The following is a 12,113-nucleotide window of genomic DNA, read 5'->3' on the forward strand; positions in this document are numbered from 1 at the left end:
TTCACTCTAATGGATCAAGGCTTTACTTAGCAAAAGCACCCTCCTGAATCAGGTACTCAGCAATCTGAATAGCATTGAGCGCAGCACCCTTCATAATCTGATCAGCCACGCACCAGAAGGTGACACAGCCTGGCTCGGCGAGGTCAGCCCTCAGGCGACCTACGTAGACTGGCTCCTGCATAGAGCAGTGTAGAGGCATCGGATAGCTACGCTTGGCGGGATCATCCATCAGGAGTAGTCCCTTCTGCTTTGACATTGCCTCGCGTACCTCTTCGACCGTAAGCGGATCAGCGCACTTCACCCAGATAGCCTCGCTGTGAGCACGCAGCACGGGGACGCGTACGCAGGTAGCACTGACGCGTATCTCATCGTCGTGCAGGATCTTGCAGGTCTCATTATACATCTTCATCTCCTCCTTTGTGTAGTCATTGTCCGTAAAGACGTCGATCTGAGGGATGAGATTGTATAGGAGTTGATTGCCAAAAGCCTTCGTCTGTAGTGGCTTGCCCAACGCTTGGTCACGCACCTGCCCCTCCAGCTCTAGCATCGCATCGTGACCCGCACCGCTAGCAGCCTGGTAGGTAGCCACATGCACACGCTCTATCGGGCTCAGCGCGTGGATCGGAGCCAGTGCCACGATCATCTGGATCGTGCTGCAGTTCGGGTTGGCGATGATCCGCTTGGCAGGGTTTAGCGCATCAGCTCCATTGACCTCGGGTACGACGAGTGGCACATCAGGATCCATACGGAAGGCACTCGAATTGTCGATCATCAGAGCACCATGCTTCGTGATCGTACTGGCGAAGTCTAGAGCCGTCTGCCCTCCAGCAGAGACAAAAGCGATGTCAATGTCCTTAAAGTCATCGTTTTGGGCTAGGAGCTTTATCTTGTATTCCTTACCACGGAAAATGATCTCACTGCCGGCACTGCGAGACGAGCCAAAGAGTCGTAGCTCATCAATCGGGAAGTCTCGATGCTCTAAGAGACGTAGGAATTCACGCCCCACAGCTCCACTGGCACCTACTATTGCTATCTTCATATCGTTATCGTTCTGTAAAGTTAGAATTAAGGTCTATACGATCGTAAGCTCAGAGAGTTGTCTCCAGCTTCAGTGCAAAAGTACCCAATCTGCACCAATCGGCAAAAAATACCCTACGCAATTCTGCAAATCCCTAAAGTGCAATTTATAGGGACGACAGCCTGCTAACCGCTATCTGTGAGTCACCATCGAGCACTTCCCTCCTCCACATTGTCCGTATCGGGCTGAGTACATTACACATACGAGTTCCAAAAAGAGTTCCCCTCTTGGAACTTTTTAGTTCCAACGGAGGAACTTTCGAGTTCCAGCGGAGGAACTTTTCGGTTCCAACGGAGGAACTTTTCGGTTCCTAGGTAGGAATTCAAAATTTCCAAGGTAGGAAAAGTAAATTTCCAACGCTGGAAAACTTTCTTTCCAAGGAAGAAAATCGGAAGCACCCTCGGAAGGACTGCCACCACCCACCGAGATGCTTGTCCGACTAGAGGAGACGACGCAGCAGCATCCCCCTGATAAACAAGCGACTAAGTCTAACTATCGAGTCATTCTGCGCGAGGAACGACTGAGATCTTTCGAGCCAAATGTACGTTCGTTAGTCGATTTTTATTACCTTAGCGAGCGAATACCATTTCCGAGTAGTTCCAAACAGTACATGATTTCGACCCAATACAATGCGATGATCACTGCCGTAGGTGCTTACCTACCAGAGGATCGACTGACTAATGCCGACCTAGAGCAGATGGTCGACACCACCGACGAGTGGATTATGACACGTGTAGGCATCAAGGAGCGCCGCATACTCAAGGACAAGAGCCTCGGCGCATCCTACCTAGCTATCCAAGCTGTTCGCCAGATGTTGGAGCGATGGGATATAGACCCGCTCTCCGTGGAGGGTATCATACTAGCGACCAATACGGCCGACTATCACTTCCCCTCGACCTCTTCGATCGTAGCCTTTGAGACTGGTTGCCGACACGCTTTTACCTTTGATATCAACTCGGCCTGCCCGAGCTGGCTCTACGCGCTAGAGACGGGTGCCAACTACATTCGCTCAGGGCAGTATAAGCGACTAATTGTGGTAGCTACGGAGAAGATGTCCGCAGCAATCGACTACACCGACCGCCAGACGAGTCCGCTCTTTGGCGATGGCTCGGGATGCGTCCTCCTGGAGCGTACGGAAGATACTTCGCTAGGCGTGCAGGATGCCCTCTTTAAGACCGACGGCAATGGTCGCTCGCACCTGATCATGAAGTCGGGCGGATCGGCTAGTCCTGCCACGGCGGAGACGGTCGCACGGCGTGAGCACTTTGTCTATCAGGAGGGGCAGCATGTCTTTAAGAATGCGGTCCTCGACATGGCTCGCGTGAGTCGTGAGGTGATGAAGCGCAATCATCTGACCAACGACGATGTCGCTTGGGTCGTACCTCACCAAGCTAATATGCGTATCATCCAGGCGGTCTCGGAGTACACCGATGTGCCGATGGACAAGGTGATGGTCACCATTCAGAAGTATGGCAATATATCCTCCGCGACGATACCTATCTGCCTTTGGGAGTATGAGTCTAAGCTCAAGAAGGGCGACAAGCTCATTCTAAGCTCCTTTGGTGCAGGATACACGTGGGGAGCAGTCTATCTAGTTTGGGGCTATGACGGAGCTACAGCACCTCGCCGGTAAACCCTTGCCAGAGGGCTACAAGAGCGGCTTCGTGAGCATCGTCGGCAACCCCAATGTGGGTAAGTCGACGCTGATGAACTACCTGGTCGGAGAGCGCATCTCGATTATCACGAGCAAGGCGCAGACGACGCGGCACCGCATCCTGGGCATCGTCAATAGCGAACAGATGCAGGTGGTCTATAGTGATACGCCTGGTGTGCTACAGCCTAGCTACAAGTTGCAGGAGCGCATGCGTGCTTACTCGGAGCAGGCTCTAGAGGATGCCGACCTGCTACTCTACGTCACCGACACGATGGAGGAGCGCGACAAGCATCACGACTTCGTGGAGCGTGTGCAGCGACTCTCCTGCCCGATTATCATTGTCATTAATAAGGTAGACCTGACTGACCAGAAGCATCTGGAGGAGCTGGTCGACTACTGGCACGGCATCATCCCACAGGCGGAGATTATTCCCGTATCGGCTCTGAGGCAGTTTAACCTAGCTCCGCTCAAGAAGCGCATCGAGGAGCTACTCCCCGTGTCGCCGCCTTACTTCGAGCAGGACGCTCTGACCGATCGGCCAGCACGCTTCTTCGTCTCGGAGATCATCCGCGAGAAGGCTCTCCAGTACTATCACCAAGAGGTGCCATACGCCGTGGAGGTCGTCGTGGAGGAGTTTGTCGAGAGTCCCGACCGGATCGACATGCGCTGCGTAATCCTCGTGGAGCGTGAGTCGCAAAAAGGGATCATCATCGGGCACAAAGGCTCCGCTATCAAGCGTCTCGGCATCTCCGCACGAAAGGATCTAGAGCGATTCTTTGACAAGCATATCCACCTGACACTATTAGTCCGTGTGGATAAGGATTGGCGTCAGAGCGATCAAGCATTGACACAGTTCGGCTATGACATCTAGCCGCTGAGCTGCTTTTTTGACGCACCTATTTATATACTAAGCAGACTGACATAGTCTATAAGAGATATCAAGCTATGAGTAATCTAGTAGCCATCGTAGGACGCCCCAACGTGGGCAAGAGTACCCTCTTCAACCGTCTGACCCGCTCCCGCCAAGCAATCGTCACTGAGGAGGCGGGTACGACACGTGACCGACAGTACGGCCACGTCACTTGGTGCGAGCGTACCTTTTCGATTGTAGACACGGGCGGATGGGTCTTGCGCAGCGATGATGTCTTCGAGGAGGAGATCAATAAGCAGGTGCGCATAGCAGTCGAAGAGGCTGACCTGATCCTCTTTGTCGTGGACATACTCAACGGTGTGACCGATCTAGACGACGAGATAGCTCTGATGCTCCGACAGACCAACAAGCCGGTCATACTGGTGGCCAACAAGGCGGACAACTTCACCCAGCACAACGACGCGGCGGAGTTTTACTCCCTAGGCATTGGCGACCCCTACCCTATCTCTGCGATCAACGGCTCCTCGACGGGCGATCTCCTAGACCATATCTTAGAGCTACTCCCTAAGGAGGGCAATCATGAGCCTCTCCTCGAGCTGCCTCGCTTTGCGATCGTGGGCAGACCGAATGCGGGTAAGTCTTCGCTCCTGAACGCTCTCATCGGCGAGGAGCGCAACATCGTCACCGACCGCTCGGGCACGACGCGTGACAGCATCTTTGCGGAGTACGATAAGTTCAACCAGCACTTCTACCTCGTTGATACAGCGGGCATCCGCAAGAAAGGTAAGGTCAACGAAGACCTCGAGTACTACTCGGTGATCCGTGCCATCCGTGCTATCGAAAATGCCGATGTGTGCATCATGCTGATCGATGCTACGAGAGGTATAGAGGCTCAAGACGCCAACATCTTTCGGGTGATCCAGCGCAACAACAAGGGGCTGGTCGTCTGCGTCAATAAGTGGGACCTCGTCGAGGACAAGAGCATGCCCGTGCAGCGTACTATGGAGGAGGCGATCCGTGCGCGGTTTGCCCCCTTTACCGACTTCCCCATCCTCTTTATCTCAGCGCTCAATAAGCAGCGCATCCTGAAGGTGATCGAGACGGCGCAGCATGTCTACGATATGCGCTCGACACGCATCCCGACGCACCAGCTCAACCAAGTGCTACTCCCACTCATCGAGAAGACTCCACCACCCTCCATCAAGGGTAAGTACATCAAGATCAAATTCGTACAGCAGCTCCCCACGGCGGTCCCGTCTTTTGCTTTTTATGCGAACCTGCCCCAATGGGTACGCGAGCCGTACAAGCGTTTTCTCGAAAATCAAATTCGTAAGAACTGGGACTTCTGCGGTACTCCCATCAACATCTTCCTCAGAGAGAAGTAACCCTCCTCTTCACCACCTACTATAAACATGGAGCAAGCAATAACTGCGTCAGATCATATTAAAAGATATCTCATCATTCCCTCCGGAGGGTCGGGCGTTCGTATGGGAGCTGACCTGCCCAAGCAATACATCAAGCTGGGAGGCAAAACAATCCTCCAGCACACCATAGAGGCTCTGGCTAAGCATGTGGACTACATCGTCCTCGGCATATCGTACGACTACCGTATCATCGTCGAGGATATGCTCCAGACGATGGGGCTTGCCGATCGTGTCTATCTAACTGTCGCTGGGAAGAGACGCTTTGACACTGTCCAGAGAGCTCTGCGTGTCGTACCCGACGGAGCACTCGTCGGTATACATGATGCGGTACGACCCTTTGTCTCTAGCAAGGTGGTGGACAAATGCTACGAGGAGGCGCAGCGAGTGGGAGCTGCTGTACCTGTCCTAGAGCTCACAGAGAGCTTACGCTATTTACCCGATGAGGGCGAGCAGCAACCTTCGCAAGCTGTAGATCGCAGCGTCTACCGCTTAGTGCGTACGCCACAGGTCTTCTGGTCCGAGCGCATCAAGGAGGCTTACCAGCAGCCCTTTCAGGAGAGCTTTACCGACGACTGCTCCGTCTATGATCAGCTCTACAGCGACCTCGCCTTAGTGCCTGACACTACGGAGAATATCAAGATCACCACACCCGACCAGCTTTACTGGGGCGAGCATATCCTGACCACTTCTCGCCAAGAGCGTCTACGCCTCACCGAGAGACTTCTCTCGAGTAGATAGGCCGTTTCCTCTCTCTGTCCACACTGCTATGAGCTTCCTGACCACACCCCTAGCAGATCTCCCTGGACTGGGTCCCAAGCGGGCGCAGCTAATAGCCGAAGAGCTGGATCTACACACCTATCGGGATCTGCTCTACTACATCCCTTACCGCTATGCTGACCGTCGGGTCATCTATCCCATAGGGGCACTCACACCCTCTATGTCGGAGATACAGGTCGAGGGGATCTTACAGCCCTTTAGCGCACCCTCGCTGGGACGCAAGAGCAACCTCTCGGCACGCCTTATGGACGACACGGGCGAGTTACTATTGGTTTGGTTCAAAGGGCACAACTACATACAGCGTGCGCTCACCCCGGGCTGCAAATATATCGTCTACGGCAAGCTACAGCTCTTCAACAATCAGCTGCAGATCACACATCCAGAGATCAAACCTGCAGACAAGCCAAGTCCATCCGTCGGCGGGTACCAACCGATCTACCGAACCACCGAGCGACTCAAGCGTGCCCGCATCGACTCCGCTTTCTTAGGGCGCTACATAGACCAGCTCCTCCAGAGCCCTTACTTCTCCATCCCCGAGACGCTCTCTGAGCCTCTCATAGCGCACCGTCATCTAGCACCTCTCCAGACGGCTATCAGGTGGATCCATCACCCGCAGAGTGTCGAGCAGGCGCAGGTGGCTAAGTTCAGACTGAAGTACGACGAACTCTTTTACCTCAACCTCTACCTGCGTCGCCTAGCCGTCATGCAGCGCATGCGCTACGAGGGCTACCGCTTAGATCAGGTGGGCAAGCTCTTCAACGGCCTATACTACGCACTCCCCTACGACCTCACAGGAGCGCAAAAGCGAGTCCTCCGTGAGATACGTCGGGACACCAACTCAGGCGCACAGATGAATCGTCTCATACAGGGAGACGTGGGCAGTGGCAAGACCCTCGTCGCACTCTTTGCTATGCTCCTAGCCGTAGACAATGGCTACCAAGCCTGCATGCTCGCCCCCACGGAGATCCTAGCGCAGCAGCACTACGAGACCATCTCCGAGTTCGTCGAGGGGCTCGATGTCTCCATAGCACTCCTCACAGGGAGCAGCAAGACGCGAGAGCGACGTGAGACCCTGTCCGCCCTAGCCGATGGTAGCCTTTCCATCTTGATCGGCACGCACGCTATATTAGAAGAGCGAGTCGCCTTTCGCAAGCTCGGCATGGCCGTCATCGATGAGCAGCACCGCTTTGGCGTAGCCCAGCGCTCCAAGCTCTGGGGAAAGAACGTGCTGACCCTTCCCCACATCCTCGTCATGAGTGCCACCCCGATACCCCGCACCCTAGCCATGACTATGTATGGTGACCTCGATGTCTCGGTCATAGACGAGATGCCCCCTGGGCGCAAACCGATCACGACCGTCCAGATAGCAGAAAAGAAGAAAGAAACACTCTACAACCTCATCAACGAAACAATCAATCGTGGACAGCAGATCTACGTTGTCTTTCCTATGATCGAAGGAACGGAGGAGTCTGACTTTGCCAATCTAGAGGTAGGCTACAAGGAGTACGTAGAGCACTTTGGCGAAGAGCGAGTCGTCTACGTTCACGGACGACTCAGCGCCGAGGACAAGGCGGAGCAGATGGAGCGTTTTGCCTCGGGAGAGGTGCCGATACTCCTTGCCACGACGGTCATCGAGGTGGGGGTCAACGTGCCAAACGCTACGGTCATGGTGATCAACGATGCGCAGCGCTTCGGACTGGCACAGCTACATCAGCTGCGGGGACGTGTAGGGCGTGGTGGCGACAAGAGCTACTGCATCCTCGTCACGCCCGACGACCTGCAGGGCGATGCCAAGCAACGTATCGACACGATGGTTGCCACGCAAGACGGATTCAAGATAGCGGAAGAGGATATGCGCCTACGCGGCTTCGGACAGATGGAGGGGACACGACAGAGCGGTACTCTAGCGGGCATCAGAATAGCCGACCCCGTGGCCGACTACAACCTCCTCGCCCTCACACGAGTAGACGTCAACTACCTCCTCGACTACAGTCCGCTCCTCGACAAGCCCGACACAGAGCTCTACCGCATCAACCTCGAGCGCATCCACCCCAACGCCCACCACTGGGGACAAATCAGCTAATCCCCCTTCTCACTCCCTTTCTCACTCCCCTTCCAAAGTCCTTGGGATGCCAACCGTTGGCTCCCAGCCCCTAGTCAATGAGCCTTTGCAAAGGCAACACAGCAGACTACAGAGCGGGATGGGTTGCAATTGCTCTGCCCTGGCTTTTTAATAAGTCTCGAGTTGCTGAACTGCAAAAGGTATCTGACAATGATGTGCCTATATATAATATAGGAGTGTCGAACAGATATAGCCTGCATCACAACGAATATCGACTTGTATGGAAGTACGGCCAGTATCTAGCGAGAGGGCTTCAGTTTTCACAGGCGGGCTACTCGTCCCTGATCGTCTCCGATCTCTAACCTCGAATTCTTTTAATCTTCTAGATTCGATAGTTATTGCATTTGTGTTATTTTTTTCTTACCTTAGCTGGCGAAGGGATTCTTCAAGGCGGGAGTACTCGTTCGGAGGGGCCCTCGATGAGACGACAATCTCACCACGTGATCACATACTAACTAATCAATAATAGACTATGAAAAAACTTCTTTCAGCTATCCTATTTGCAGCGCTCCTGGTCGTAGGACTAGGATCTTGCGAGAGAGAGTGCAGTAACGTTCTGCCTGAACCTACGGCTCTGACCCTGAACCCCTCAACGGTTGCCCTCAAGGTGGGTGCTACACAGCAGCTCACAGCCACTGTAGAGCCTACAGATCAGACCTACACTGTCACTTTCACTAGCGACAATGAGAAGGTTGCGACGGTCAATGACAAGGGACTCGTCACAGCTGTCGCCGAGGGTACTGCCAATATCACCGCTAGCGTGGGCAACCTTACAGCGAAGAGCGTCGTCACGGTATCTAACTCAGCACCCGATGTGACGCTAACGGTTAAGACACCTACGCTAACGATTGAGAAGGGCAAGACAGCTCAGATTGACTACACCGTCACACCTGCTGATACGCCCGTCACCTTCACAAGTGATAAGACCGACATCGCTACCGTCGATGCTCAGGGAGTCGTCACAGCCGTTGCTGCTGGTAGCGCAACGATCACAGTTGCTGCTGCTGGTCAGGAGGCTCAGGTTGCAGTCACCGTAACAGATAATGGTGGTGGTGCTGTAACTGAGGGTAATGAGCTACCGCTGCTCATGTTTGAAGCCGAGACGGACGACAATGGTGTCGTAACTCAAGCGGTTCTCGATCACGAGGCCAAGGTTGGTCGTACGGCACAGCCCTTCAAGATTTGGGATCAAGGCCCGTTCCCCGGCGGTTTTGTCAATAAGGATCTAACGATCGTGGGTGCTATGTACGGACTTAATTTCCCAAGCACTAAGCAATACGTGATCCCCGCCTTTAGTAAGGAGACGTTCGCAGACTGTCCTAAGACGATGGCTATGCTTAAGGAGTATGGATTTACAACGTTTGAGGAGGGTAAATACACTGACAATACACCTTTCAAGAAAAGTGTATGCGACAACGATCCTACGATCACTGTAACCCTCTCTGACGATCCTAACGCCGAGCTCGGCTCTACACTGACGCTTCTATTCACGAAGCCTATGCCTAAGCAGGATATTGAGATAGCACATGCTATCCTGCCTGGTGCTAAGGACTTCCCAGACTATGCTGCACTCATGACAAAGGATATGGCTAAGATCAAGGCGTTTGAAACAACTCTTGGCCTCCGCGATTACAGTGCTGAGAATAGCAAAGAGGACAAAACCAACTTGATATTCTTGACTAAGGAAGCTTCCTTAGCATCGACCAACTTTTCACTGGTATACTACATTTGCACACCTAGTGAAGGTACTCCATTCATCAATAGTGTTGTCAACTGCATCAAGAATGCCAATGACTTCGAAGATCCTAAGCTCAAGGAGTGGTTCACTGCCAATGGCTATGGCAAGAACTTTGAGGCTAGTGCTGCTGGTGGCTATGCAGTAGGCTACGATGCTACAGGCAAGATTCTAGCTCAGGTCTTCATCAACGATAAGGGTACCGCAGCTATGCTCCAGATCTTTGAGGACACGGAGGCACAATCAGCTGCTCAGATGCGTAGTCTAGGTATGAAGCAGTACAATAGGATGAAGTTCCTCACTAAGACTAAGCATCGCAAGCTACAGCAGTTGCGTCGTCGCTAAGCTGATAAGAGACCATCGCTCAGTAGCGATGTAGTCACTAGCTAGCGCAAGCTACACACGAGGAGCACCATACAGCATCTAGACTGTATGGTGCTCCTCTCTTTGGTCTGTATGGAGACTGTTGCAAAAGCCAACAGTCTCACAATCTTGCCTGCAAGATTGTCCAGACTTTGCAGAAAGGATGAAGCGCAAGGCGCTGAGGGTGAGGTCTGAAGGGAGCATACATCCGTATGTGACCGAAGCCGAATCCCGAAAGCAACACAGCGATTCGCCTTTATGCAACAGTCTCAAGGCCGCTATACCCTAGACGCTGCAGCCAGCTCTCTCCCAGCACCTCAAAGTAGTACCTAGCCAGTATGCTTGAAGCGTCTTCAAACTAACGGTATTTTCAAGTGTACTTGAAAATACCTACATTTGCAGAAGAATTTCAAGTACACCTGACATGCTTGCGCCAATAAGGAAATACAACTTTTGGGATGAGAACCCTATAGACTTAGGGTATCCACGCACATTCTACACAGATAAGATAGGGCAATACATTGACAACCAACTAATCAAAGTATTGGTAGGTCAGCGACGTGCGGGAAAAAGCTATATCCTAAGGCAAATAGCCTCACAACTCATCTCTAGTGGCACCCCTCCCCACAATATCCTTTATATCAATAAGGAGTACCTTGAATTTTCAGATATACATAACTATCAAGACCTTGAGGAGCTCTTTCAGCAGTATAAGAAGGAACTCAATCCGCAGGGCAAAGTATTCCTTTTCATCGATGAGATACAGGGCATTGAAGGGTGGGAACGATTTGTCAACTCACATGCTCAAGACTATGCCGAGTCCTGTGCGGTATTTATCAGTGGCTCCAACTCTAGTCTGCTATCTGGTGAACTGGCGACGCTACTATCGGGAAGGTATGTAGCGTTTGAGATACTCCCCTTTAGTTTTTCAGAGTTCTGTGGCATCACTCAGAAAGAGCCTACTAGAGAGAGCTACATAGACTTCCTTCAAACTGGAGCCCTGCCAGAGCTTTTCAACCTCCCCAATGATGAGATGAAGCAAAACTACGTCTCTTCAATCAAGGACACTGTCATGCTTCATGACATTGTCGCTAGGTATAAGGTAAAGGATGTCAAGCTCCTAGACGACCTCTTTGTGTATCTAGTCAATAACGCCTCCAACATTATCTCCATCGCCAACATCGTCAACTTCTTTAAGTCTCGAAATAGGAAAACCAACTACGAGACGCTCTCCAACTATATCTCCCATCTCGAGAGTACTTTCCTCGTGCATAAGGTAGAGAGATATAATATCAAGGGCAAGGAGACTATTTCGGCCAATAACAAGTACTATTTAAATGATTTGTGCTACCACAATTACCTCTATTCTGGATTTGGCTATGGAATGGGGTACTTATTGGAGAATGCTGTCTATTTAAGCCTTAGACGAGCTGGATATCAAATCTATGTAGGCACAAATAAAGAGGCTGAGGTAGACTTTGTCGCTATCAAAGGTAGCAAGAGGTTATATTTCCAAGTCTCGCTACAACTAACGGAGCAAGAGACAATAGAGCGAGAGTACCGCTCTCTTCTGTCGATAGAAGACAACTTCAAGAAGTATGTGGTTAGTTTGGATGATTTCAAGCTTCCAACAAATGAAGGGATTGACCATGTCTCGGCGTGGGAACTTGACACAATTCTGTAACCTACCAAGCCCAGCCTAATTACCGCCAGACTGAGTACTTCCAAAATTTGCGAGGATTCGGATCTCTCCCGAGGGAATCCCCAATAGCTACGTGGGAAACAAAAAGTCTTCACGTAGGCGAGAAATAAAACTTCGGAAGAATGAAATGAAACTTCGGAAGAATGAAATCATAAGTCCGAAGAATTTTCCTGCGCCTCACTGGATAATCAGAGATCTCTAGCAGGGAATTTTCGATTTCCCTCCATAGAGAGGTGGATGAACACATTATAATAATGTGTCCGCCCTGCTCTCTAATCTCTAGCCTCTAATCTCTATTTACATATCTTTACGGGGAAATTCGTCCGATACCCTACTTTCTCGAATATCCACGTGGAAAATCTCAAATCTCCACGTGGATATTTTTTA

General features: G+C 51.8%; 8 protein-coding genes. 7 read left to right on the forward strand and 1 reads right to left on the reverse strand.

From position 1 onward, the window contains the following. Positions 1–22: 22 nt before the first annotated feature. Positions 23–1,039: an aspartate-semialdehyde dehydrogenase gene (locus RDM37_RS06145; protein ID WP_299367117.1), complete on the reverse strand. Its 1,017-nt coding sequence runs from the start codon at positions 1,037–1,039 to the stop codon at positions 23–25. A gap of 649 nt (positions 1,040–1,688) precedes the next feature. Here RDM37_RS06145 and RDM37_RS06150 point away from each other — a divergent pair. The 7 genes from RDM37_RS06150 (at position 1,689) to RDM37_RS06180 (ending at position 11,708) form a co-directional block, all read left to right on the forward strand. Further along, positions 1,689–2,711: a beta-ketoacyl-ACP synthase III gene (locus tag RDM37_RS06150; RefSeq protein WP_299367114.1), complete on the forward strand. Its 1,023-nt coding sequence runs from the start codon at positions 1,689–1,691 to the stop codon at positions 2,709–2,711. Then, the gene (gene era, locus RDM37_RS06155; protein ID WP_296950983.1) at positions 2,683–3,603 is read left to right on the forward strand and encodes a GTPase Era; all 921 of its coding nucleotides are present in this window, start codon (positions 2,683–2,685) and stop codon (positions 3,601–3,603) included. The genes RDM37_RS06150 and era overlap by 29 nt, the downstream gene beginning before the upstream one ends. Before the next feature lie 74 nt (positions 3,604–3,677). After that, complete coding sequence (der, locus tag RDM37_RS06160) at positions 3,678–4,988, forward strand: ribosome biogenesis GTPase Der (RefSeq protein ID WP_298887151.1); 1,311 nt, start codon at positions 3,678–3,680, stop codon at positions 4,986–4,988. Positions 4,989–5,015: 27 nt separating this feature from the next. Beyond that, complete coding sequence (locus RDM37_RS06165) at positions 5,016–5,765, forward strand: 2-C-methyl-D-erythritol 4-phosphate cytidylyltransferase (RefSeq protein ID WP_308555924.1); 750 nt, start codon at positions 5,016–5,018, stop codon at positions 5,763–5,765. A gap of 28 nt (positions 5,766–5,793) precedes the next feature. Continuing rightward, the gene (gene recG, locus RDM37_RS06170; protein WP_308555926.1) at positions 5,794–7,887 is read left to right on the forward strand and encodes an ATP-dependent DNA helicase RecG; all 2,094 of its coding nucleotides are present in this window, start codon (positions 5,794–5,796) and stop codon (positions 7,885–7,887) included. 511 nt (positions 7,888–8,398) lie between these two features. Continuing rightward, on the forward strand, positions 8,399–10,006 hold the full coding sequence (locus tag RDM37_RS06175; RefSeq protein ID WP_308555928.1) for an Ig-like domain-containing protein: 1,608 nt from the start codon (positions 8,399–8,401) through the stop codon (positions 10,004–10,006). Between the two features lie 442 nt (positions 10,007–10,448). Next, the gene (locus tag RDM37_RS06180; RefSeq protein ID WP_308555930.1) at positions 10,449–11,708 is read left to right on the forward strand and encodes an ATP-binding protein; all 1,260 of its coding nucleotides are present in this window, start codon (positions 10,449–10,451) and stop codon (positions 11,706–11,708) included. Positions 11,709–12,113 lie beyond the last annotated feature (405 nt).

Source organism: uncultured Porphyromonas sp., from assembly GCF_902489635.1.
Classification (GTDB): Bacteria; Bacteroidota; Bacteroidia; order Bacteroidales; family Porphyromonadaceae; genus Porphyromonas.

Bases quoted from the DNA above. Each gene is read 5' to 3' on its own strand.
- RDM37_RS06145 (WP_299367117.1), bottom strand. From the start codon at position 1,039: ATGAAGATAGCAATAGTAGGTGCCAGTGGAGCTGTGGGGCGTGAATTC.
- RDM37_RS06150 (WP_299367114.1), top strand. From the start codon at position 1,689: ATGATTTCGACCCAATACAATGCGATGATCACTGCCGTAGGTGCTTAC.
- era (WP_296950983.1), top strand. From the start codon at position 2,683: ATGACGGAGCTACAGCACCTCGCCGGTAAACCCTTGCCAGAGGGCTAC.
- der (WP_298887151.1), top strand. From the start codon at position 3,678: ATGAGTAATCTAGTAGCCATCGTAGGACGCCCCAACGTGGGCAAGAGT.
- RDM37_RS06165 (WP_308555924.1), top strand. From the start codon at position 5,016: ATGGAGCAAGCAATAACTGCGTCAGATCATATTAAAAGATATCTCATC.
- recG (WP_308555926.1), top strand. From the start codon at position 5,794: ATGAGCTTCCTGACCACACCCCTAGCAGATCTCCCTGGACTGGGTCCC.
- RDM37_RS06175 (WP_308555928.1), top strand. From the start codon at position 8,399: ATGAAAAAACTTCTTTCAGCTATCCTATTTGCAGCGCTCCTGGTCGTA.
- RDM37_RS06180 (WP_308555930.1), top strand. From the start codon at position 10,449: ATGCTTGCGCCAATAAGGAAATACAACTTTTGGGATGAGAACCCTATA.